This window comes from Pseudomonas sp. MWU15-20650 (genome assembly GCF_023242475.1).
Classification (GTDB): domain Bacteria; phylum Pseudomonadota; class Gammaproteobacteria; order Pseudomonadales; family Pseudomonadaceae; genus Aquipseudomonas.
In genome coordinates, this window is sequence record NZ_JALJFG010000016.1 from 52347 (window position 1) to 75336 (window position 22990).

Annotated in this window: 18 protein-coding genes and 1 pseudogene; 15 read left to right on the top strand and 4 right to left on the bottom strand. The window is 59.4% G+C overall.

Features of this window, described 5'->3' with window-relative positions:
• The first annotated feature begins 35 nt into the window (after positions 1–35).
• On the top strand, positions 36–986 hold the full coding sequence (locus M5B43_RS14440; RefSeq protein WP_248750745.1) for a LysR family transcriptional regulator: 951 nt from the start codon (positions 36–38) through the stop codon (positions 984–986).
• Between the two features lie 54 nt (positions 987–1040).
• Positions 1041–1277: pseudogene (locus M5B43_RS14445) on the top strand (LysR family transcriptional regulator); the annotation flags it as partial.
• 75 nt (positions 1278–1352) lie between these two features.
• On the opposite strand, the gene M5B43_RS14450 reads toward M5B43_RS14445, so the two are convergent.
• Positions 1353–2267 carry a LysR family transcriptional regulator gene (locus M5B43_RS14450; protein ID WP_248750746.1) on the bottom strand — a complete coding sequence of 305 codons (915 nt, stop codon included), beginning with the start codon at positions 2265–2267 and terminating at the stop codon, positions 1353–1355.
• A 268-nt stretch (positions 2268–2535) separates the two neighbouring features.
• On the opposite strand from M5B43_RS14450, the gene M5B43_RS14455 reads away from it, so the two are divergent.
• The 4 genes from M5B43_RS14455 (at position 2536) to pgm (ending at position 8878) form a co-directional block, all read left to right on the top strand.
• Positions 2536–3558: a zinc-dependent alcohol dehydrogenase family protein gene (locus M5B43_RS14455; protein WP_248750747.1), complete on the top strand. Its 1023-nt coding sequence runs from the start codon at positions 2536–2538 to the stop codon at positions 3556–3558.
• A gap of 704 nt (positions 3559–4262) precedes the next feature.
• Entirely contained in the window at positions 4263–5687 is a 1425-nt protein-coding gene (locus tag M5B43_RS14460) for a hypothetical protein (RefSeq protein WP_248750748.1), read from the top strand.
• A 36-nt stretch (positions 5688–5723) separates the two neighbouring features.
• On the top strand, positions 5724–7130 hold the full coding sequence (locus M5B43_RS14465) for a PLP-dependent aminotransferase family protein (RefSeq protein WP_248750749.1): 1407 nt from the start codon (positions 5724–5726) through the stop codon (positions 7128–7130).
• A gap of 104 nt (positions 7131–7234) precedes the next feature.
• On the top strand, positions 7235–8878 hold the full coding sequence (pgm, locus tag M5B43_RS14470; protein WP_248750750.1) for a phosphoglucomutase (alpha-D-glucose-1,6-bisphosphate-dependent): 1644 nt from the start codon (positions 7235–7237) through the stop codon (positions 8876–8878).
• Between the two features lie 128 nt (positions 8879–9006).
• Here pgm and M5B43_RS14475 read toward each other — a convergent pair whose 3' ends face one another.
• On the bottom strand, positions 9007–9702 hold the full coding sequence (locus M5B43_RS14475) for a pirin family protein (protein WP_248750751.1): 696 nt from the start codon (positions 9700–9702) through the stop codon (positions 9007–9009).
• Between the two features lie 219 nt (positions 9703–9921).
• Between M5B43_RS14475 and M5B43_RS14480 the strand changes: the two genes are divergently transcribed.
• A complete protein-coding gene (locus M5B43_RS14480; protein ID WP_248750752.1) occupies positions 9922–12369 on the top strand; it encodes a UvrD-helicase domain-containing protein in 2448 nt (815 codons plus the stop codon).
• Positions 12370–12490: 121 nt separating this feature from the next.
• On the opposite strand, the gene M5B43_RS14485 is transcribed toward M5B43_RS14480, so the two are convergent.
• Complete coding sequence (locus M5B43_RS14485) at positions 12491–12763, bottom strand: DUF1652 domain-containing protein (RefSeq protein WP_027605770.1); 273 nt, start codon at positions 12761–12763, stop codon at positions 12491–12493.
• Between the two features lie 256 nt (positions 12764–13019).
• On the opposite strand from M5B43_RS14485, the gene M5B43_RS14490 reads away from it, so the two are divergent.
• The 4 genes from M5B43_RS14490 (at position 13020) to M5B43_RS14505 (ending at position 17239) form a co-directional block, all read left to right on the top strand.
• Positions 13020–13829, top strand: coding sequence for a helix-turn-helix domain-containing protein (locus M5B43_RS14490; RefSeq protein ID WP_248750753.1), 810 nt, complete (start codon positions 13020–13022; stop codon positions 13827–13829).
• Between the two features lie 49 nt (positions 13830–13878).
• Entirely contained in the window at positions 13879–15285 is a 1407-nt protein-coding gene (locus M5B43_RS14495; RefSeq protein ID WP_248750754.1) for an FAD-binding oxidoreductase, read from the top strand.
• A gap of 127 nt (positions 15286–15412) precedes the next feature.
• Entirely contained in the window at positions 15413–16492 is a 1080-nt protein-coding gene (locus M5B43_RS14500) for a polyamine ABC transporter substrate-binding protein (protein WP_248750755.1), read from the top strand.
• 261 nt (positions 16493–16753) lie between these two features.
• Positions 16754–17239, top strand: coding sequence for a M10 family metallopeptidase C-terminal domain-containing protein (locus tag M5B43_RS14505; protein WP_248750756.1), 486 nt, complete (start codon positions 16754–16756; stop codon positions 17237–17239).
• Between the two features lie 68 nt (positions 17240–17307).
• On the opposite strand, the gene M5B43_RS14510 is transcribed toward M5B43_RS14505, so the two are convergent.
• The gene (locus tag M5B43_RS14510; RefSeq protein ID WP_248750757.1) at positions 17308–18093 is read right to left on the bottom strand and encodes a helix-turn-helix transcriptional regulator; all 786 of its coding nucleotides are present in this window, start codon (positions 18091–18093) and stop codon (positions 17308–17310) included.
• Positions 18094–18292: 199 nt separating this feature from the next.
• Between M5B43_RS14510 and M5B43_RS14515 the strand changes: the two genes are divergently transcribed.
• The 4 genes from M5B43_RS14515 to M5B43_RS14530 all read left to right on the top strand — a co-directional run bounded on the left by M5B43_RS14515 (position 18293) and on the right by M5B43_RS14530 (position 22987).
• Positions 18293–19657, top strand: coding sequence for an APC family permease (locus M5B43_RS14515; RefSeq protein ID WP_248750758.1), 1365 nt, complete (start codon positions 18293–18295; stop codon positions 19655–19657).
• Positions 19658–19666: 9 nt separating this feature from the next.
• On the top strand, positions 19667–20770 hold the full coding sequence (locus M5B43_RS14520; protein ID WP_248750759.1) for a P1 family peptidase: 1104 nt from the start codon (positions 19667–19669) through the stop codon (positions 20768–20770).
• Positions 20771–21136: 366 nt separating this feature from the next.
• On the top strand, positions 21137–22570 hold the full coding sequence (locus M5B43_RS14525; RefSeq protein ID WP_248750760.1) for a serralysin family metalloprotease: 1434 nt from the start codon (positions 21137–21139) through the stop codon (positions 22568–22570).
• 48 nt (positions 22571–22618) lie between these two features.
• Positions 22619–22987: a protease inhibitor Inh/omp19 family protein gene (locus M5B43_RS14530; RefSeq protein ID WP_248750761.1), complete on the top strand. Its 369-nt coding sequence runs from the start codon at positions 22619–22621 to the stop codon at positions 22985–22987.
• Positions 22988–22990: the final 3 nt, after the last annotated feature.

A 22990-nucleotide genomic window follows, 5' to 3' on the forward strand; every position in this document is an offset into this window, starting at 1 on the left:
GCAATATTTGCAGATCCTGTGTTCAGGTAATAACGATGATTTCTGACGGCAATGGTGATCCTTACTCACTGATTCATACAGCGCGCATGCCTTCGCTATTGGCGTTGCGTTGCTTCGAGTCAGCCGCACGCTTGGAAAACTTTGCCCGTGCGGCTGACGAACTGCACCTGACACCCGGCGCCATCAGCCGCGCAGTGCGTTTGCTTGAAGCGGATTTGGGCGTTGAGTTGTTCGAGCGCCGTAGCCGAAGGGTGTTTCTGACCGATGCCGGACGGCGCCTGGCGAAGGCGGTGGGTGAAGGGCTGGGGTTGATGAGCCATGCCGTTCGCGAGCTACGCGCTGATGCGCGGCAGGCGCGCCAACTTGTATTGTCTTGCGAGCCAACACTGTTGATGCGCTGGTTGATCCCACGGTGGAGCGACTTCCAGGCTCAGCATCGCGGGCTGGACATCCATTTGGTGGCCGGCGGTGGCCCTTTTTCATTCGAGCATGGCATCGACTTGGCCATCCGGCGCGACGATTTTCCTCGTTCCGACACTGACCATGCCGAGACCCTGTTCACCGAGAAGATCGGCCCTGTCTGTCGGTCGGAAAAGGCCGAGCAGTGGTTCGGCAAAACCCGCAAAACCCTGCGCGCCTCTGCCCCCCTGTTGCAGACGACCAGCCGACCTGGCGCTTGGCAAGAGTGGGCCCGTGCCAAGGGGCTGCCCACTCCAGCGAGCCAGATGCAGTCTTTTGAGCACTTCTATTTCAGTCTCCAGGCGGCCGTCGCTGGCCTGGGCGTGGCCATCGGCCCGTGGCACCTGGTGCGCGACGATATCCAGAGTGGTGTGTTGGTGGCGCCGTTGGGTTTTGTCGAGGATGGCTCGCGCTACTGCCTGTTGTCGCCCGCAGCCCCAAAGCCTGGAAGCCCGGCAATGGCATTGCTGAAATGGTTGCAGGCAGCCGACGGCTTGGACGAGTTGAGGGGCGGGCCCGGGGATTAACGGATTGATGCGAGATACGCTGTGCAGCCATCACTCTATGAATGAGGCTCATGAATGGCGTGCGAAGGATACGGCGATCTGCTGGCATTCGTAGCGGTCGCGCGGGAACGCAGTTTTACCCGTGCCGCCGCTCAGCTCGGTGTTTCCCAGTCGGCCCTGAGCCACACCATCCGCGCGCTGGAAGCGCGACTTGGCGTACGTTTGCTGACACGAACCACCCGCAGCGTGGCAACTACCGAGGCTGGGGAGCAACTGTTAAACAAGCTGGCCCCGCGTTTCGACGAGATCGAAGACTTCACCGACCCGGGCTATCCGGTGGAAGGGCGTAAAGTGAGCTGAAGCCGCACCTAATACAAACAGCGACAATCAAAGACTGTCAGGATCCCCAAAAAACATCTGAATCCGCGACCGTAGCCACCGCTCACCCGGATCATTGTCCTGCGAGCCACGCCAGGCCATGTGCAGTTCAAACGAGCGCACCGGCAATGGCGGGTCTTCGGCGCGCAGGCCGCCGGCCGAGGTCAGTGCCTCGGCGGCGTAATCCGGTACGGTGGCCAGAATGTCGGTGCCTGCCAATAGCGTGCCCAGTCCATTGAACTGCGGCACCGCCAGTACCACATGGCGTTTGCGATCAAGCTTCTCCAACTCTTCATCAATAAACCCGCTCAAGTCCCCGGCAAACGACACCAGCGCATGAGGGCGCGCGCAGAAGTCGTCCAGGCTCAGTGAGCCGGGCACGCTGTCGGCACGCAGCAGTTTCGGCAGGCTGCGACGCAGCACCTTGCGTTTGGCGTTGGCCGGCAGGTCGGCGGTGTAGCTGACGCCGATGGAGATTTCACCGGAGGCGAGCAGGCCGGGCATCAGGATGTAGTTGACGCGGCGCACCACCAGCACGATGCCAGGGGCTTCGGCGCGCAGGCGTTTGAGCAATTGCGGGAGCAGGGCGAACTCGACGTCATCGGACAGGCCGATGCGGAACACCGCCGTGCTGGTGGCCGGGTCGAATTCGGCGGCTCGGCTCACGGCGGTAGAAATCGAGTCCAGGGCCGGGGAGAGCAGGGCGAAGATTTCCACCGCACGGGCCGTGGGTTCCATGCTGCGCCCGGTACGCACAAACAGCGGGTCATCAAACAACCCACGCAGGCGCGACAACGCTGCGCTGATGGCCGGCTGGCCGAGGAACAACTTCTCGGCGGCGCGGGTCACACTGCGCTCATGCATCAAGGTTTCGAATACGATCAAGAGGTTAAGGTCGACACGACGCAGGTCGTTACGGTTCATCTTGTGTCCTGGAAGAGTCAGCAAACTTGACGAGAGCGGCCATATGAAAACCGCTTGGGTTCCACTTGGAAGCATGACCGGCATGAATCTTACGGGGAAAGACTGGTACTCTGCACCGGCTAATTGAGTTTTCCTACGATAGTTGGGATCTATTCATCCAGCGCGGAATCAATGACAGGCATGTCGACTATTAATGGCGACCGATGGCCTTACCTGGAAAGCCCAGATAGAGTTCATGGCATTAGAGGTTACTTTGACGAGGTTTGCGATGTCCCGCACGATCCGTTTTCACAAGTTTGGTCCGGCCGAGGTGCTCAAATGCGAAGAGCATGCAGCCGCGCAGCCCGCACCGGGCGAAGTGCAGGTGCGTGTTGAAGCCATTGGGATCAGCTGGTACGACATTCTGTGGCGCCAGAACCTGGCGTCTTCCCATGCGCGCCTGCCGTCCGGCCTTGGCCATGAGATGGCCGGGGTGGTGGTAGCCCTCGGCGACGGCGTGGATGATTTGGCGGTGGGCGATAAAGTGGCCAGTTTTCCGGCCGAGAGCCCTAATGATTACCCGGTGTATGGCGAACAGATCGTCTTGCCCCGTTCGGCCCTGACCCGCTACCCGGATGTCTTGAGCCCCATTGAAGCCAGCGTGCACTACACGCCGCTGCTGATTGCGTACTTTGCCTACATGGACCTGGCGCGGGTCAAGCCTGGGCAATTTGCCCTGGTGACCGATGCCAGCCACTGCGCCGGCCCTTCGTTTGTACAACTGGGCAAGGCCCTGGGCGTGCGGGTGATTGCTGCCACCAAGGACAGCGCCGAGCGCGAATACCTGCTGTCGCTTGGGGCCGAGAAAGTCATTGTCACGGAACAACAAGACCTGCTGATGCAGATCAACAAGTTCACTGACAATCGCGGTGTCGACGTCGTATTCGACGGCCTAGGGGGGCCGCAGATGTCGCTGCTCGGGGATGTCCTGGCGCCTCGCGGCAGCCTGGTGCTGTACGGGCTGCAAGGTGGCAACCAGACGCCATTCCCGGCCTGTGCGGCGTTCCAGAAGAACATTCAGTTCTTTGTGCACTGTATTGGCAACTTCACCGGTAAGCCGGAATTGGGCATCGTCCAGGACCACGTGGCATTGCAGCGTGCGTTGCGTGACATCAACCAACTGACCGCCGATCGTGTGCTTGTTCCACTGAAAACCACGGTGTTTCCGTTCAATCAGTTCGTCGAAGCACACCGCTACATGGATGAATGCCCGTGCCGCGAGCGAGTTGCATTGCAGGTTGAAGCTGTTTGAGCTGTAGGAGTATTCGCAAATGAGTACGCCTGCGTCTGAGTCGATGAGGCAAATGCGCCATTTCACAGGGCTTAACCCACGTAAGGGTTGAGCCGCCGCCTGGGTGTTCCGCCCTACAAACAATACCTTTCTCCCTTACGCCGCCCTGAAACTCAGCGCGGCGCTGTTGTGTGCGCGCTAATAACGCAGAGTGCGTTGAGCATCTGAACTGGTTTCTGGCGCTGTTCTGTATCTGTTAATCATTAATTGAGTGCCGATAATTGTGTCTTCACTGTCATCTCAAGGATTGAGCAATGATTGAATATTTGACTTTACTGTTTCACATCTCGAGAACTAACAGGGGTGTAGGTGTACACCCGAATAGTGCACAGAAAACGCCGGGGCGTTTTGCAAGGAGCAGAGCCGGGTCGGCAAATAAAGTTCGTCGGATGTTTCTCTAGTTTCTTGGTTAAACCGGTGTAGGCAGTTGTCGGAGTCTTCCTAAGACCGAGGATCAGCACCGCTGAAAGTCGCGAAAGCGCGCGGTTCTGGCGGGGTGGGGCGGCCAAGAGCTCGCCTGGCCAGCCCGGTATTTTTGTTGCAGGGTGCTAATGTTGAATCATCTTCGCGCCGTGCAGCGGACGACATGCCTACAGATGTAATGAATCGGGCAATTACTGTTGATAGTTGCTTGAAACTGATATTTCAACTCAGGTAGTAGAACGATGAGCGCAATTCACGAACAAGCGATGAACTATGTTTACCAGCAAGTTCTGCAACGTTTAATCGGGCACTTCACTCGCGCTGAACGCACAGCGCTTCAATTATTGATCCAGCGCATTGTGGTTGCCGCAGGCGGCATGGAACAAGTGGGCCATTACAAAGTACTGGTCGCCCACGGCGGCGGCGAGGTCAGTAGCTACACCCTCGCGCTGCTGCGTGCGGCGCAACTGACCATTGCGGGGCGTGCCCCCAGAACTTTTCAGCTGCGGGTGGCAACCCTGCGGCATGCGGGAATGACCCAGGCCACACTTGACTCCTTACATAGCGGCTACAGCGCGCTGTTTTTGCATGATGACCCGCGTGTGGAACTGCTGCTGGTCGAAAACCAGGACGTGTATCCCTTTAATCCTCAGCGCCCGGCCTCGAGCGTCGGGCGTGAAGTCAGCCAGCGCAACATGCTGATGCTGGGGCACCTGACGTCCGGAGATATCCGCGCAACGTTGTGCAACGACACTTACCTGGCCTTGGGGGATTTTTACCAGCGAGTCACTACCTGGAACGGCGGTGTTCATGCGCTGGTCAGCGGTGATTCTGCGCGCAAGCAGGGCCAATACCTGGCCTGGTTGAAGAAGACCGCCTTGGCCGCGAATGTCACTGTCGCGCCCGGCTGGCCGGCGTCGCTCACTGCCCTGTTTGCACGCATGGAGGATTGGAGCATCGGTTGCTATCGTGACCTCTATGGCGAGCATTATGTGGGCGCCGAGAGTTCTGGCCGAGGCGAGCACCGTCATTTGGCCTACATCGGCATAGGCGACCTGCTCAACGACGTGGACGTTGCCCAGTCGCCGCTGTTGAGCGAGTTCCTGGCCCATAGGCCGGACCCGTTTGACTTCCACTTCAGCCATCCGGCCTACCCCAATCCATTGCTGATGGCGCATTTGCATGGGTTGCAGGCCGAATGCCTGCGTGAGCTTTCCTATGAGCATGGCGTCGAGGGCTTTGTTCGCCAGGCAATGGACTACATGCTCCGTCGACAGATCCCAACCGCCTTGATCGCCGAGGCGTCCGGCCACGATGGACGTGTTTTATCCACGACCTACGCTCAGGAATTCTTTGGCCTGGATGAGGGCCAATTGACCTGCCTGTTGTTCTCGCCCTTCATTCACCATGGCGAGCGGCTGGAGGGTTACCTGCGTCAATGTCATCCCGGCATGTTGGTGGGGCTCCCCGAACTGCACAAGGCACTTCAAGGCAGCCCGGCGGCCGACATGCTGCAACAGTGGTTAGTCGACACCAGCGGTTTGTCACTGCCCCTGTTGCAGCACTTGTACCGCAAGCGCCCCCAGCACGTTGACCGGGGGGCCTATGCGCGCAAACGGCGAGCGGCGCAATCCGAGATGCGGCTTGCCCAGTTGTCGGGGCGTTAGCAGCGTGCATTCACGTATACAGCCGAGTGGGCGGCCATGACCCTGAGGGGGGAGCGGCAGGCGGATTTTGCCTATCAGGCGGTGTATCGCTACATGATCAGCCTGATCAACGAAGTCAGCCTGGAAACGCCGGTCAAATTGCCGTCCCTGCGGCAGTTGTCGACGCGCTTGAACGTGTCGATCTCAACCATTCAGTACGCCTATTCACTGTTGGAGAAGGAAGGGCGTGTCTACTCGGTGGCCAAGTCCGGCTATTTTGCCTGGCCTGTGGCTGCCAACCCGCCCGTGATGGCGGGCACCGACCTGCTTGAGCGGCTGTATGCGGCGGCGCGGCGGCCGGCCATGGCCGTCCTCAGCGGTGATGAGCCGTCCCTGCTGGGGTCACTGGATGGCGCCTTGCTGACGTTGGAGCGCCAACTGGTGCGCAGTTATCCGCACCGCTTGCAGCCGTGGTCGCAACCCTGTGGCGTGTGGGAATTGCGCGCGGCACTGGCCGCCCGTTATACCTCGTCGCCCACGCGCTGCTGGCAGGCCGACGAGGTGTATATCGGTGCCGATCTGCAGGGCATATTAGCGATCTTGATTGACGCGCTGGGCCTCAAAGGCACTGCGGTGGTGGTCGAGTCACCTTGTGATTATCGTGTGTTGCGCCTGTTGCAAACCGCCGGCGTGCGGGTGATCGAATTGCCGTGGTGCGCCGATGGCAGCCTCGACCTGGCGACACTCGAACACGTGCTGCGTCACGAGCCGGTAAACCTGGTGCTGCTGTCATCGGTGGTCAGCATGCCGTCGGGTATTGCGTTGTCGGTTCCGGAACGGCTGCAAGTCGCGCATTTGCTGGACCAATATGGCTGCTGGCTGCTGGAGAACGACACCTTTGGTGAGCTGAGCTTCGCGCCTTCCCAGGCCGCCCTGCGTCACCTGGTCAATCCGCAACGGCTGGTTGTGTTCTCATCGTTCGAGAAGGTACTGGGCCCGGAAGCGCCCTTTGGCTATCTGCTGTCGCGGCACCTGAGCAGCGAATTGCAACGCCAGTTCCTGCTGCGCGCCTTCCGGCTGTCGTCTATCCGTCAACGCGCGATTGCCCGGCTTTACCAGAGCGGGCGAGTCGACCAGCACTTGCAGGCATTACGCCAGCGCCTGCAGGAGCAGGCGCAAGCCATGGCGCAGCGATTGGACGCACGCCTGGAAGGGCGCGTGAGCTATCGCCCGCCTATCGCCGGCGCAAGCTTCTGGTTGCGCTCGGTGGCGCCAGTGGACATGCGCCTGGTGTTCCAGCGCATGTTGGCCCAGCAGGTGGTGATTGCCCCCGGCGAGTTGTTCAGCCTCAGTGGCTTGCATCACCAGCATATGCGCCTGAGCCACACGTTCACTGGCCAGCCCAACCTGGATATCGCCCTGGAGGCGTTGGCCCAGGCGCTGCAACAGGCGCAGACTTGTTAGCGTATGAAAATTCTCCAAGAAAAGTCGGATCGATACCGTCGCGCAGTAGTCCAAGTCTCAGTAAACTGTCATTTTTTCCGAATCCTTCTTTTCGAGGTTTATGCATGACTATCAGTCCTTTTGCGGGCAAGCCGGCGCCAGCCCAGTTGCTGGTGGATATCCCGCGACTGGTCACGGCCTATTACACCGGCCAGCCTGATGCAGCGATCTCCACCCAGCGTGTGGCCTTTGGTACCTCCGGGCACCGTGGCAGCTCGTTCGAGCTGAGCTTCAACGAATGGCATGTCCTTGCGATCAGCCAGGCCATCTGCCTGTACCGCGAAGCCCAGGGCATCAATGGCCCTTTGTTCGTGGGCCTGGATACTCACGCACTGTCGACGCCTGCCGGCGCCAGCGCACTGGAAGTATTGGCCGCCAATGGCGTGCACGTGATGCTGGCCGAAGGCGATGAATACACGCCGACCCCGGCCATTTCCCACGCCATCATCTGCTACAACCGCGGCCGCACCAGCGGCCTGGCGGACGGCATCGTGATTACGCCGTCCCACAACCCGCCGCAAAGTGGCGGCTACAAGTACAACCCGCCCAACGGTGGCCCGGCCGATACCCACGTCACCAAGTGGATCGAAGCCAAGGCCAACGAATTGCTGGCCAATAAGCTGGCGGGGGTCAAGCGCATCTCCCATGCTCAGGCACTCAAGGCTGATACGACCCATCGCCACGACTACCTCAACAGCTACGTGGCCGACTTGATCAATGTGATCGACATGGACGCGATCCGCAGCGCCGACCTGCGCCTGGGTGTCGACCCATTGGGGGGTGCAGGGGTGCGCTACTGGTCGGCGATTGCCGAGCATTACCGCCTGAACCTGGACGTGGTGAATACCGAAGTCGACCCTACCTTCCGCTTCATGAGCGTCGACTGGGACGGCCAGATCCGCATGGACCCGTCTTCGAGCTACGCCATGCAAGGTCTGATCGGCCTCAAGGAACGCTTCGACGTTGCATTTGCCTGCGACCCGGACCACGACCGTCACGGTATCGTGACGCCATCTGGTGGCTTGTTGGCGCCGAATAACTACCTGGCGGTGTCCATCGACTACCTGTTCCAGAACCGTCCTGATTGGCGCGCCGACGCTGCCGTGGGCAAGACCGTGGTCAGCAGCGGCCTGATTGATCGCGTTGCGGCGCGTATCGGTCGTCGCCTGTACGAAGTGCCGGTGGGCTTCAAATGGTTTGCTGATGGCTTGTTCGACGGTTCCCTGGGTTTCGGCGGTGAAGAAAGCGCCGGCGCCTCGTTCCTGCGTAAAGACGGCACGGTGTGGAGCACCGACAAGGACGGCCTGATCCCAGCCTTGCTGGCGGCCGAAATGACCTCGCGCAAAGGCCAGGACCCAAGCCAGATCTACCGCGGCCTCACCGACGCCCTGGGCGAGCCGTTTGCCATTCGTGTCGACGCCAAGGCGACCCCGGCGCAGAAGGCCCTGTTGGGCAAGTTGTCGCCGGAGCAGGTCACGTCTACGCAATTGGCCGGGGAAAGCATCCAGCAGATCCTCAGCCATGCACCGGGCAACAACCAGGCGATTGGCGGCTTGAAGGTCATGACCGAGAACGGCTGGTTTGCTGCACGACCGTCGGGCACCGAGGATATCTACAAGATCTACGCCGAGAGCTTTATTGGCGAGGATCACCTCAAGCAACTGGTGGAAGAGGCCCAAGTGCTGGTTGACGGCGCAATAACCCAGTAACAGCGCAGAACCCGATGTGGGAGGGGGCTTGCCCGATAGCGGTGGATCAGTCGATAGCTTAATTGACTGACACACTGTCATCGGGAGCAAGCCCCCTCCCACATTTTTGATTGGGGCAACGAGTTACATCAGGCCAGATCGACCAGGACGATCTCACTGTCCTCAATCGCCGTCACCTGCAACACCTGCTCATCCTCAATCGCCACGCCATCTCGAGCCTGGGCCCTCAAGCCATTGACTTCAATCACGCCAGTGGCCGGTACCAGGTAGGCCCGGCGCCCGCTGTCCAGCCGGTATTCAGCACGTTCACCCGCTTTCAGGTTCGCCGCCACCAAGCGGGCATCGGCACGAATGCGCAGGCTTTCGCTGTCGCCGGCCTTGCCGCTGGCCAGGGTGACAAACCCCTCCCGGTCACCTTTTGGAAACGGCTTGGCGCCCCAGGAGGGCGGTAGGCCCGCCTCATTCGGGATGATCCAGATCTGGAAGATCCGGGTGGGGGTGGCTTCCAGGTTGTATTCGCTGTGGGCGATCCCGGTGCCTGCGCTCATCACCTGCACATCGCCAGCCTCGGTACGGCCCTTATTGCCCAGATTGTCGGCATGGCTGATAGCTCCTTCACGCACGTAGGTGATGATTTCCATGTCGCGGTGCGGGTGCTGGGGGAAGCCGGTGCCGGGTGCAATGATGTCGTCGTTCCACACCCGCAGGTTGCCCCAGTGCATGCGCTTGGGGTCGTGGTACTCGGCGAACGAAAAGTGATGATGAGCGTCAAGCCAGCCATGATGGGCGCCGCCCAGGGTGTTGAAAGGTCGAAGTTCAAGCATGATCGTCTCCTGTTGATGCGGCTCATCATCGCGCAGCACATGATCGATAAAAAGCGTAAAAAATGCCTGATTCCTATCCGTTTATTCGATGATTAATGCCTGCTTTGACTTTCACTTCATCGCCTAACTGCATGACGTCAAAGCAATTGGCTGGAACTGATCGCCGATTCCGGCGACCATGGCGCATTCGCCAAAACCAACCTCATCGCTGGAGTCCGCGTGCCGCAACAAACGCCTGATTTGCCCCCTGAACTGCTGCCCTTGGCCGAAATGCCCCTGTTGAAACGGCTTGCTGCCCGTTTGTTTGGCCACGGCCTGACACGCCTGCGTGCCCAACATCGGTTCTCCTGGTTGCACGGCCAAGCAGATGGTTTCCGTAGCGGGCATGAGGCAGGGGTAGAGTATGGCTATCGGGAAGGCAAGGCCGACGGTATCGAGGAAGGTCGGCAAGTCTTGTTGATCCGGGACTTTCGCCCCGACGAGCACCGTGCGCCCGGCGTGGATGACAGCCTGTTCGACGACTGGCGGCTGCCGTTGACGGCGCAGTTGAAGGCACGCATGAAAGCCGATGTGGCGCGCCTGCTCGCACCCCATGCACAGCCAAGCGCGGCGCAATGGAAAATGATCTTCAGCGATACACCTTCCACCTCTGTCATTGCCGGCGCGGGCGCGGGCAAGTCCACTTCCCTGGTGTTGCGTATCCTGCTGTTGACCCATTACCTGGGCTTCGAGCTGAGTTCGATGACCGTGGTGACGTTCACCCGTGAGTCGCGCAAGGACTTCATCCAGAAACTCATGGAGATTCTCAGCCTGTGGGGCCACCCCCTTGGCATGAAGGAAGCCCAGGCCGTGGTGCGTACGTTTCACTCACGCATCCTGCCGATGGTGCGCAGCTTGCCGGGCTTTGAGCGCCTGCAAGCCTTCGAAAACCTCAGTTCGGGTTTCGAGGACGCAGACACTAACCCCTTCGACCTGCGCATCAACGACGCGCAGCGCCAATTGATGAACGCCTGTTATCACCAGTTGCAGGGGCGGCATGCACGCTTTCGCGAGTTGATTGCACCGTTGGCACGCCACGGGCTGCAGCTCAAGGAATTGGAGCGCGATCATCCGGATGTACAAAAGCGCGTGGCGGTGACCGAGCTGGCTGCCAAGCGCGATGAAGAACTGTGCGATGTCATCGAAGACTTGTGGTTTCGCGCCGGCGCCTGGCCGATCCAAGGGATTGAACCCAACCGCCAGACCCTTGAAATCAATGGGTCACACTTTCACTGCCACGGCTATATCCCGCAGCTGGATGCCTGGGTGGTACTGGGCTTCGACCCGCGGGAAAACGCGCAGATCAGCCGGCCCAATTCAAAGCTATCGGTGCGCGCAGAGTGGGCAGTAAAACGTACCCTTTTTCAAGCTTTCTGTCGTAAGCCATTGATATGGCTTGATAGTTATGAATCATCCAAGCGTCTTTTGAGCAGCCTGGCGGGAGAGGCCACGGCCGGGCCCGGCTTTGATTACAAGGTCAAGGGCGAGCTTGCCTCAGCGCCGTTGCTGGACAGTTTTGTCATGGCGGCCGGGTTTATCGAGAACCTCGGGTTGGATGTTCCCACCGCCGTTGGCCAGATGCGTTTTGCCAAGGACGATCCTGACCGGTTCTTCTTTGAAGCCCTGGGCATTTTCTGGAAAGCCCTGGAAGACCATCTGCTCGATCAAACGCCGCCGATCATGACCTACAACCGAATGTTCTCGCTGTTCGGTGAAAACACTCCTGAAAACCTCAAGCTCCTCAGTGATCCGCTGCTGCGGCCTATGTCGCACCTGATGATCGACGAATTCCAGGATGTCTCGCCGCAGATCGTTTCGTGGATCCGCGCAAGCCTGCGCGAAATCCGTAGTCGTGGTCCGGCCATGCACGTGGGGCGCGGGGCGCAGCGCTCTTCGTTGTTATGTGTGGGGGATGACTGGCAGTCGATCTACGGCTGGCGCGGCAGCTCGCCCAAGTACTTCATGGCGTTCGACCAGGAGTTTGCTTCACCCAGCACCACCCGGGTCATGCTGGGTGAGAACTACCGCAGTCACCAGCACATCATCGATGCCGCCGAACATATCGTGCGCAGCGCCCCGGCGATCCCTGGCAAGAAGGCCAAGGCCAGTGGCGCCCCCAAGGCGCTGGTGCCGGTCACGGTGCTGGAGCGGGATGATGCAGCGCTGGGCCGGCAGCTGCTGGAGCGCTATCAGCAGGGCGATACGGTGTTAATGCTTTATCGAAAAAGTAGCGATAAGTTATTGATTCAAGAGCATATTCAGTATGTGGTTAATCTGGATTCTAGCTTGCCACCCCACGAGCGCAGACTCAAACAGCTGACTTATCACAGCGCCAAGGGCCTGCAGGCGGATGCAGTTTTTCTGCTGGGTGATTGCCAGCACGTCACCAGCTCACCGTATAAAAACCAGGTTTACCGCATGGCGGGCCTGGGCAAGGACGGCGACAGCGAGCCGTATGACAGCGCGCAAAAAGACGAAGTACTGCGCCTGGCCTATGTGGGCATTACGCGAGCGGTCAGCCACTGCTATTGGTATGTAGAGAAGCCGGAAGGCCAGGGCGTGAATGTGCCCAGGGCCTCCGAACGGGTCGACGGGAAAAAAGCCTTTTTCAACGATCGTCGCAGTTAAAGGCTGTAGGCCATCAATGTGGGGCTTGCTCCCGATAGCGGCGGATCAGTCGATACATGAGTTGACTGACACACTGTCATCGAGAGCAAGCCCCCCTCGCACACAGGATGTCTAGCAGGCTTCAGGCCCGCAAAGACAGCGGCGGCACAAAGGACTCCAGTTCATCCTCCACCGCTTCGATGATGCGTTCCACGTCAGCGGCGTTCATCACGGTGGCACAGGGGATGCCGGCGATGGCGATCAACGTCTCGCCGCTGGCGCGGTCGAACAGGCGGGCCACCATGCTGCCGGGGGCGTCCATACTCCCCTCGAAGCCCATCGGATGAAAATGCCAGCGCATCAGCTGGCAGGCGTTGGGGAACGTCACTTTGTTCATGTTGCCCACCTTGTTCATTGAGCGCTTCCTTTAGCTCGCGGCAGGGGCCAAGACCGTCATTGGTCATGGTGTCTAAGCACTTCAAAATAGCATCCGTTCGCAAGTGCAAGGTGATTTTTTCGGCCCGTTCGGCGGTTCTTTTCCTTAATTTTGATGTGGATCATGTCTTACTGAAAGTTAGGCAAAAGGCCATTAGTCAGAAGTTCCAGTTGGCCATTGAAGGCGCTGCTGAATTTCGGCACTCTCAGCCGTTTACCCTGTTGCAGAGCCCTATATGCCCGACATCGCGCCAGACGATGATAGCCAGAACACCCAAGCCACCGGCGAGTTGGTGCTGCGTCACCACCTGTGCTGGCGCCATCGCGATCTGGACGGCGTGATGGCTTACTACCACCCCGAAATCCAGTACCACGATTTTTTCCAGAACCGCGTGGTGGGTTACGCCCAATTGCGTGAGTACCTGCACGCCAGCATGCCGCGTGAGGCGGATGAGGCCATTGAGCACATTGACCGTATTCGTGCCGATGGTGACACGGCCTTTATCCAGTACCGCATCACCTTGCGCGGGGGGCAGGGGTTGGTGTCCTTTCGCACCAGTGAGGCCATCACCGTGCGCGATGGGCTGATCTGGCGCGTCAACGAGTACGCGTCCCTGGTGCATGAGCCGCCGGCCCGTACCCTGCGCCCAACCGTCAGCCGCCTGGGCCTGTCACCTCAGCAGTTGGGGCATATGGCCAACGACTTGCAGCATTACTTCCAGCAACAGCAGCCCTACCTGGACCCGGCGCTGGACTTGCAACGGGTGGCCAAGGAGTGCGGTTACAGCCGCAATCAGATTTCCTACTTGCTGAACCAGGTGCTGGGGCAGAGCTTCTACCGTTACGTCAACCAGGCCCGGCTCCAGCACTTGCTGGCTGCGCTGGACAGTGCCACACCGCCCATCAAGGTCGATGACCTGGCGTTCGCCGCCGGTTTCAATTCCCTGTCGGCGTTCTATAGCGCCTTTCGCCAGCACACCGGCCAATCGCCCAAAGCCTACGTCAAACAAATTTCCCTGCGTGCACGCGCGCAAGACAGCCCGTAACCCCGCGCTCTAGGATCGACCCTATCGAAACGAGGTAGGGGAACCTGGCATGCCGGCATGGCGCAATATCAGTTTATGGATGGACCAGTTGGACGACCCGCTGCTGGCGCGGCCGGCCCTGGAGCATGACCTGGACGTCAATGTGGCCATTATCGGCGCGGGGTACACCGGCCTATGGACGGCCTATTACCTCAAGCGCCAGGCCCCGGAGCTGAAAATCGCGATCATCGAGGCGCAAACCGCTGGCTTTGGCGCGTCCGGCCGCAACGGGGGCTGGCTGATGGGGAACCTGCTGGGGGAAGACCGCCTGTTGGCCGACCTTCCCCCCCAGCAGCGCCGCGCCTCGTTTGACCTGCTGCATGGGATTCCCGATGAAGTGGCCCAGGTGTTGGCCCTTGAAGGCATTGAGTGCGACTACCGCAAGGGCGGCGCCCTTTACTGCGCCGCGCGCTACCCCGAGCAGGAAGGCAGCCTGCGTCGTTACCTGGAGAAACTCTACGCCCAGGGCTTGACCGAAGATGACTACCGCTGGTTGAGCCCGCAGCAGTTGGCGGAGCAGATCCGCATCGCCAGGCCCTATGGCGGTATCTATGCGCCCCATGTGGCGACCATCAACCCGGCCAAGCTGGTACGCGGCCTGGCGCGGGTGGTTGAACGCATGGGCGTCGCGATTTACGAAAACAGCCCGGTGACCCATTGGCAAGCCGGTAGCCTGCGCACGGCCAAGGCTGGCGTGCGCGCCGCGTGGGTGGTGCCGGCCGTCGAAGGGTATGCCAATACCTTGCCGCCGCTGGGTCGTTATCAATTGCCGGTTCAAAGCCTGATCGTCGCCACCGAGCCCTTGCCCGCCAGCACTTGGGATGAAATCGGCCTGAACCATGGCCAGGCGTTTGGCGAGAGCAGCCGCCAGGTCACGTATGGCCAGCGAACGGCCGACAATCGCCTGGTGTTCGGTGCCCGTGGCGGTTATCAGTTTGCCGGCAAATTGCGCCACAACTTCGATTTGACCGACAGCGAAGTGGCGCTGCGTCGCTATCTGTTCGGCGAGCTCTTCCCACAGTTGAAGCAGGTGCGGATCACCCACTCCTGGGGCGGTAACCTCGGCATGTCGCGCAATTTCCGACCGCACATGCTCTGCAATCAGCAAACCGGCATCGCGCTCTGCGGTGGTTATGGCGGGGAGGGCGTAGGCGCCGCCCACCTCGGCGGTCGAACCCTGGCCGACCTGATTCTGGGCCTCGACACGCCGCTGACCCATCAACCCTGGGTGATGCGTGAGCGTGGCCTGGACGCCCTCAAGGCGTGGGAGCCCGAGCCCTGTCGCTGGCTGGGCTACAACGCGATCATTCGCAGCTTTGTCCATGAAGACCAGGTATTGGCCAACCCCAATACTGCTCCTTGGCGCCGCGCATTGGCGACCGGCATCGCCGGTTTCATGGAAGGTTTCATGCACTAGTCGTTTCACTCACACGGGGAAACCCCATGAGCATCACTCACGCAAGACCTGTGTATTGACCCTGTAACGCTTTGATCCTTGATCGCCTGCCATAAAAACAGCCCTAAAACCGCCAGGAAATCGAACCATGAAAGCCATTGCCCTGTTGCCCTTGATGTGGGTCGCCTGTATCAGCCAGGCTGCCGAGACAGTGAAAATCTACAACTGGTCGGACTACATTGCGCCGGACACCACCAAGAACTTCCAGAAAGAAACCGGTATCGGCTTCACTTACGACGTGTACGACAGCAACGAAACCCTAGACGGCAAGTTGATGACCGGTAAATCCGGCTACGACGTGGTGTTCCCGTCCAACCATTTCATGGCTCGGCAGATCCAGGGCGGCGCCCTGAAAAAGCTCGACAAGCGCCAGTTGCCAAACTGGAAGAACCTCAACCCGGTACTGCTCAAGGCCCTGGAAAACAACGACCCGGGCAATGCCCATGGCTTCCCGTACCTGTGGGGCAGCACCGGCATCGGCTACAACATCGACAAGGTCAAGGCGGTACTGGGTGACAACGCCCCGGTGGACTCCTGGGACCTGATCTTCAAGCCGGAAAACATGGCCAAGTTGCACAAGTGCGGGGTGGCGATCCTCGACAATGGCCCGGAGTTGCTGCCGGCCGCGCTCAACTACCTGGGCTTGCCGCACCACAGCAAAAAGGCTGAAGACTACAAAAAAGCCGAAGACCTGCTGATGAAAGTGCGGCCTTACGTGGCGTACTTCCACTCCTCGAAATACACCGCCGACCTGGCCAACGGTGATATCTGCGTGGCTGTCGGCTTTTCCGGCGACATCCTGCAGGCCGAAGGCCGTGCCAGGGAAGCCAAGAACGGCGTGAACATCGGCTACAACATTCCCAAGGAAGGCGCCGCCATCTGGTTCGACATGGTGGCCATGCCCGCCGACGCGCCTGACGAAAAAGCCGGCTATGCCTTCATGAACTACCTGCTGCGCCCGCCAGTCATGGCCAGCATTACCAACTACGTGCACTACGCCAACGGCAACGCCGCAGCCGACAGCCTGCTGGACCCGGCGATCAAGGCGGACACCAAGGTCTACCCGAGCCCGGAAATGATGGGCAAGTTGTTTGCGCTGCAAGCCATGCCGTTGAACATCGACCGTGTTCGTACGCGGGTGTGGAATAGCATTCGTACTGGCCGCTGATGTTTAAAAATGGTGTGCTCGATTAGTTTGAATGAGTTCCCGTTATATTGATTCGAAGGGTTTCATTGGTTATTCGTCACACGATGTTATACATGCAGGCTGGAAAATATTTATATTAAAGTGGAAGGTGGCGAGCAGCCGCGAATACAACAATCGCAACACATGCCGGCTGGCATTTAAAAAAGCCAGCCGGTTCTGCGCGGTGGTTATTGCTTGCTGGCTTCATCAGGAACTTTAACTTTTATATATAAGGCAACCCATATGTCATCTATAGAAAGTCTCCCCGTAGGCGGAACCTGGACCTATCCCGCGCCCCCTAGCACCGCACGTCCAACCTTGCGTGGCACAGACCAAAGTGAGCGGCTGGAGGCTGTTCGCGGCCAGGACTCGGTCATTATCGGCGGTGGCGGTGGCGATCAACTGGTAGGGAGTGTGGGCCGTAATAGCTTCAAGTATGAGAATGGCAGCGACTCAGTGGCCAGTAATCCAGACCGGATTTTAAACTTCAATCCCAAGCACGACAGGATTGACGTGTCCAAGATGCTCAAGCATTCGAAGATAACAGACATCAAACGCACTGACGGTCCACCCCAACAGGTCGGGGATATGCAATTGACGTATCTACGACCTGAGGAAGTGGGTGTGCTGAAGATTAAGCTTGAGCCCAAAGGCGAGGATTTCACGGTGTATGTCGACGGCGTTCATTTGACGGAAAAAAACATCAAGTTATTTAATAAAACCAAATAGCACTGGGTTCAGTGCTGCTAGCGCTCAAGGGAGGCATGCCAATTTTTCCGACTTGAGCGCTTATTGGGTCAAGGGTTTTCCAAGTCATGCCCCAACGACTGGATAAACAACGAAAACAACTCCGGCTGTGACGAAATATCCAGCTTGGCATACAGGTGCCGACGGTGCACCTTGACCGTATCCGGTGAGATACTCAGCCGTTCGGCCATGGCCTTGGAAGAAAACCCACGCAGCACCAGCCGGGCCACTTCCAGTTCGCGGTCCGAGAGCACGCCGCTGCCGAAATGGCTCAAGGCATCCCTGATCTGGCTCTCCATAGCGGGCGTGCGCTGGGTGCTTTGCTGCCAATGCTGTTGCATCAATGGCAGCACCCACGCCGCCAGCGTGGTCATCAACCCGGTTTCTTCAAAGCTGAACCGCCGCTGCATGCCCAGTGACAAGGACAAGGTCCCCGTGCCGGGCAATTGCAGGATGAATTGCACCTCATCTTCCAGCACGTTGTCGCGGAAGTAGTTGAGGAAGTATTCACTCTGGCGAAAATGATCCGGTGCCACTTCCTCCAGGCGGTACACGCCGCTGGCATAGTTATCGCGATACGCCTGGTAAAACGGGTCGATCAGGTACAAACCGTTGAGGTACACCAGCATCGACGCCGGTTTGCTGCTGGGCTGGGCGTCGTATTCCTCCAGGGCTTGAGGCGGGCCGTCCAGGGGGTAGAAAATCGCCAGGGCGTTATCGAACGGCAGGCATTGGTGCAGCAACAGCACCAACTGTTTCCAGAAGCGCTCGGTACCGATCTGTGACAGGGTGCGCCCCAGCCCTGCATGCATGCCGATTTCCCTGAACAGGCTCATGTAACAGGCTCCCGCCATCAAAAGGTTGGCCAAGGGTTCGGCTTTTAGCCGGTGTCGTCAAGGGGAGTACGCCAATAGGGGAATTGGCCTGCACCCGGCAGGCGTTTAACGTCGCCATTACCCAGCGGGAAACATATCCCGCATACGTCCCACTTTTCGTTTCTGCCTCCTACCAAAAACAACGACAGAGGATAACGATATGAGTGCTTCCCCCGCGCCGGATGGCGTGCTCAAGCCCACCCTGAGCGTCTTCGATGTAGTGGCCATTACCGTTTCAGCGGTGACGCCGGCCAGTTCCGTGTTTGTGATTGCCCCGTTTGCCATCCAGCAGGCCGGTAGCGGCGTGTTCCTGGCGTTTGTGATGGCCGCGTTGCTCGCGTTGATGTTCGCCTTCTGTTATGCCGAACTCGGTCGCGCCCATAACAGTGCCGGTGGCGAGTACGTGTACGCCAAGCGGGTATTTGGCGGCATGGCCGGCTATGCGACGTTCCTGACCGTGCTGGTGATGTTGCTGTTTATCCCGCCCGTGTTGGCGACCGGTGCGGCGACGTACCTGAATAACGCCCTGGGCACCAAGTTCGACGCCCAAACGGTCGCCCTGGTGATCGTGGTGTGCAGCTACGCCCTGGGCATCCTCAATATCAAACTCAATGCCTGGATCACCGGCACCTGTTTGCTGCTGGAAGTGGCCGCACTGCTGGTGATCGTGTTTATCGGCTTCGGCAACCCGGTGCAGCCGGCGAGTGTGCTGTTCCAACCGCAGATCGTCGAAAACGGCGTGTTGCACATGGCGCCCTGGGCGCTGGTGATTGGCGCTGTCGGCATTGGCCTGTTCTCGTTCAATGGCTACGGCCCGGCGGTGTTGCTGGCCGAAGACATGAAGTGCGGCGGCAAAGGCGTGCACAAGGCGGTGTTGTGGTCCCTGGGGCTGGTGGTGGTGATCGAGTTGGTCCCCATCACGGCCTTATTGATTGGCGCCCCCTCCTTGAGTGCGATGATCAGCAGCCCCGATCCCATCGGCTACCTGTTGACCAGCCACGGCAATGAAACCCTGTCACGGCTGGTCAGCGCCGGTATCTTCCTGTCGGTGTTCAACGCGATTGTCGCCATCGTTATCCAGATTGGCCGCGTGGTGTTCAGCAGTGGTCGTGATGCGCTGTGGACCCCAGGCATCAACAAACTGTTCACCCGTATTCACCCGCGCTGGGATTCCCCGTGGCTGGCGACGCTGTTCCTGGCGATTCCTTCGGCGCTCTTGAGTTTCAGTTCGAACCTGGCGGACCTGACCTCGTTCAGCGTCTTGCTGATCATGCTGGTGTACCTGGTAGTGGCGTTGAGCGCGCTGATGAGCCGGGTCCTGCTGCGTGATCGCGAGCACCCCTATCGCATGCCGCTGTGGCCGCTGCCGGCGTTATTGGCGGTGCTGGGCGCGGGTTATCTGCTGGTGACGTTGATCTATGCGGCGTCCGTGCGTGACATCATGATCATCATCGGCTTGCTGGCCCTGTCGGTGATTTTGTATTGCATCAGTGGCCGGTTGAGTCCGGCGTTTCAGAAATTGTAAGGAGTGGGTATGCGTGCACGTCAATTGGGCATCACCTTGGGGTTGGGCACCCCTGGCGAATTGAATGCCATCACCGATGTTCCCGGCGTCAGGGTCGGCCACACGACGCTCAAGACCCGTATCGACGGTAAGCAAGTGCGTACCGGCGTCAGCGTCATCCAGCCGCGCTTCGGGGAGGCGCGGCAGCAACCGTGTTTTGCCGGCTACCACGTGCTCAATGGCAATGGTGACGCCACGGGCCTTGAGTGGATCAGCGAAGCCGGGCTGCTGACCACGCCCATTGCCATCACCAACACCCACAGCATCGGGATCGTGCGTGACACGTTGATCGCCCTGGAGCGTGAACGCCTGGCGGACCCGGCGGTGTACTGGTGCATGCCGGTGGTGATGGAAACCTACGATGGCCTGCTGAACGATATCTGGGGCCAGCATGTGCAGCCCGAGCATGTGCGCCAGGCGCTGGAGAGTGCCGAAAGCGGCCCGGTGCAAGAGGGCGCGGTCGGCGGTGGCACCGGGATGATCTGCCATGAGTTCAAGGGCGGCATCGGTACGGCATCGCGGCGTTTGCCAGAGGAGCAGGGCGGCTGGACCGTCGGCGTACTGGTGCAGGCCAACCACGGCAAACGCCAGGAGTTGCGAGTGGATGGCTACCCGGTAGGGCGCCACTTGATGGAGATCCCCTCGCCATTCGCCGAACGGGGCACGCCGGGCATGGGGTCCATCGTGGTGATCATTGCCACGGATGCACCGTTATTGCCCCATCAGTGCCGGCGTCTGGCACAGCGAGCTTCAATCGGCATTGCCCGTACCGGCGGTGGCACCGAGGACTCCAGCGGCGACCTGTTCCTGGCGTTTGCCACGGGCAACCACGGGCTGCCGCCAGCCGATTATGGTCGCCAAGACCTGCCGCTCAGCAGCGTGTTGCGGATGGTCAACAATGACCATATTTCGCCGCTGTTCAGTGCGGCGGCAGAGGCTGTGGAGGAGGCGATCATCAATGCCGTGCTGGCGGGTGAAGACATGACCACGGCGGATGGCGTCAGTGTGCCGGGCCTTGCCGGCAGCACACTAATGGATGCATTGCAAAAGTGTGGGTGGAGTGTGTCCCGGTAATGGGGGCCAACGCACATTAATAGTGCAAGTCATGGCTCTTTAATACTGCCAATGACACCGTGACAATATATTGGATCCATTATTCAAGTGCGCCGCTCAACTAGAGCGGCTTTACCGCTATTTAATATTTAAATAACAGTCGGCGCTGATTTGCCGCACTCGGGCAAAACCCCCAATAAATGCTGCGTGCGACTTCCTGAAGTTGAATCTACGTCACATTTACGCTATGGAAATATTGGTAGACGAAAGATTTCAAGTTGTGTCAGTTTCGATACGCCTTCAAAAGAGGCGAGTGATAGGACTATCTCGCCCGCGAGGTTCCTATCGATCAAAGACTGATGCACTTGCAAACAAGGAAGTACGTTTATGTCAAAAGTAAAAGACAAAGCTATTGTATCTGCCGCGCAAGCCAGCACTGCTTACTCGCAAATCGATAGCTTTAGCCACTTGTACGATCGTGGCGGCAACCTCACGGTCAATGGCAAACCGTCCTACAGCGTGGACCAGGCAGCCACCCAGCTGCTGCGGGACGGTGCCGCTTACCGGGACTCTGATGGCAACGGCAAGATTGATCTGACTTACACCTTCCTCACCTCGGCTTCCTCGGCCACCATGAACAAACATGGCATCTCCGGGTTCAGCCAGTTCAACACCCAGCAGAAAGCACAGGCCGCACTGGCCATGCAATCCTGGGCGGATGTCGCCAATGTGACCTTTACCGAAAAGGCTTCCGGCGGTGACGCACACATGACCTTCGGCAACTACAGCGGTGGCCAGGATGGCGCAGCTGCCTTCGCCTACCTGCCCGGCACCGGCGCAGGCTACGACGGCACTTCGTGGTACCTGACCAACAACAGCTACACGCCGAACAAGACACCGGACCTGAACAACTATGGCCGGCAGACCCTGACCCATGAAATCGGCCACACCCTGGGCCTGGCCCACCCTGGCGACTACAACGCCGGGAGTGGCAACCCGACCTATAACGACGCGACCTATGGACAGGACACGCGCGGCTACAGCGTCATGAGCTACTGGAGCGAGAGCAACACCAACCAGAACTTCAGCAAAGGCGGCGTCGAAGCTTATTCCTCGGGCCCGCTGATCGACGACATTGCCGCGATCCAGAAGCTCTACGGTGCCAACTACGCGACCCGTGCCGGCGACACCACCTACGGTTTCAACTCCAACACCGGGCGTGATTTCTACAGCGCCACATCCAATGCCGACAAGCTGGTGTTCTCGGTATGGGACGGTGGCGGCAACGACACCCTGGACTTCTCAGGTTTTAGCCAAAACCAGAAGATCAACCTCAATGAAGCCTCGTTCTCCGACGTTGGCGGCCTGGTGGGCAACGTGTCCATCGCCAAGGGGGTCACTGTCGAGAACGCGTTCGGCGGTTCAGGCAATGACCTGATCATTGGCAATAACGTAGCCAACATCATCAAGGGCGGTGCCGGCAACGACATCATCTACGGCGGTGGCGGTGCGGACCAACTGTGGGGCGGTAGCGGCAACGACACTTTCGTGTACGGTGCCAGTTCCGATTCCGCACCGGGGGCTTCGGACAAGATCTTTGACTTCACCTCCGGTTCCGACAAGATCGACCTGACGGGCATTACCAAAGGTGCAGGCTTGACCTTCGTCAATGCGTTCACCGGCCATGCCGGCGACGCTGTGCTGAGCTATGCCTCGGGGACCAACCTGGGCACCTTGGCCGTGGACTTCTCCGGGCACGGCGCGGCGGATTTCCTCGTCACCACCGTCGGCCAGGCAGCGGTCGGCGACATCGTAGCGTGATGTAAAGCGCGCGGCGCCTCGGCGCCGCGCTCTATCATGGAGCACAACATGCCGCGTTTTTCCCATTTGATCGCCTGTGTTTTACAGGTGTTGTTCGTTTTGGCAGGAGCCCACGCAATGGCTAGCAGTCTCGTTTTACCCACCGCCGCCCAATTGGCCGGCCATTGGCAGTTACACCAGCAGGACCAGGTCTGTGCGCTGGACCTGTTGGAGCAGGCCAATGCCTTGGGCGGTGATGTTGCCTGTGCGGAGCAATGGCTGGGTGATAAACCCCAGACGTGGTCACCGACCCCGGACGGTATCTGGCTGATGAATGCCGAGGGCACCGGGATTACCCATTTGAATCGCCAGAAAGAAGGCGAATATAAAGGGCGCACGCCGTCAGGCCGTGAAGTTGTATTGCAACGAACACCTTAATTA

Excerpts from the sequence above, each read along its gene's own strand:
- M5B43_RS14440 (WP_248750745.1), top strand. The coding sequence starts at position 36 with ATGATTTCTGACGGCAATGGTGATCCTTACTCACTGATTCATACAGCG.
- M5B43_RS14450 (WP_248750746.1), bottom strand. The coding sequence starts at position 2,267 with ATGAACCGTAACGACCTGCGTCGTGTCGACCTTAACCTCTTGATCGTA.
- M5B43_RS14455 (WP_248750747.1), top strand. The coding sequence starts at position 2,536 with ATGTCCCGCACGATCCGTTTTCACAAGTTTGGTCCGGCCGAGGTGCTC.
- M5B43_RS14460 (WP_248750748.1), top strand. The coding sequence starts at position 4,263 with ATGAGCGCAATTCACGAACAAGCGATGAACTATGTTTACCAGCAAGTT.
- M5B43_RS14465 (WP_248750749.1), top strand. The coding sequence starts at position 5,724 with ATGACCCTGAGGGGGGAGCGGCAGGCGGATTTTGCCTATCAGGCGGTG.
- pgm (WP_248750750.1), top strand. The coding sequence starts at position 7,235 with ATGACTATCAGTCCTTTTGCGGGCAAGCCGGCGCCAGCCCAGTTGCTG.
- M5B43_RS14475 (WP_248750751.1), bottom strand. The coding sequence starts at position 9,702 with ATGCTTGAACTTCGACCTTTCAACACCCTGGGCGGCGCCCATCATGGC.
- M5B43_RS14485 (WP_027605770.1), bottom strand. The coding sequence starts at position 12,763 with ATGAACAAGGTGGGCAACATGAACAAAGTGACGTTCCCCAACGCCTGC.
- M5B43_RS14490 (WP_248750753.1), top strand. The coding sequence starts at position 13,020 with ATGCCCGACATCGCGCCAGACGATGATAGCCAGAACACCCAAGCCACC.
- M5B43_RS14495 (WP_248750754.1), top strand. The coding sequence starts at position 13,879 with ATGCCGGCATGGCGCAATATCAGTTTATGGATGGACCAGTTGGACGAC.
- M5B43_RS14500 (WP_248750755.1), top strand. The coding sequence starts at position 15,413 with ATGAAAGCCATTGCCCTGTTGCCCTTGATGTGGGTCGCCTGTATCAGC.
- M5B43_RS14505 (WP_248750756.1), top strand. The coding sequence starts at position 16,754 with ATGTCATCTATAGAAAGTCTCCCCGTAGGCGGAACCTGGACCTATCCC.
- M5B43_RS14510 (WP_248750757.1), bottom strand. The coding sequence starts at position 18,093 with ATGAGCCTGTTCAGGGAAATCGGCATGCATGCAGGGCTGGGGCGCACC.
- M5B43_RS14515 (WP_248750758.1), top strand. The coding sequence starts at position 18,293 with ATGAGTGCTTCCCCCGCGCCGGATGGCGTGCTCAAGCCCACCCTGAGC.
- M5B43_RS14520 (WP_248750759.1), top strand. The coding sequence starts at position 19,667 with ATGCGTGCACGTCAATTGGGCATCACCTTGGGGTTGGGCACCCCTGGC.
- M5B43_RS14525 (WP_248750760.1), top strand. The coding sequence starts at position 21,137 with ATGTCAAAAGTAAAAGACAAAGCTATTGTATCTGCCGCGCAAGCCAGC.
- M5B43_RS14530 (WP_248750761.1), top strand. The coding sequence starts at position 22,619 with ATGCCGCGTTTTTCCCATTTGATCGCCTGTGTTTTACAGGTGTTGTTC.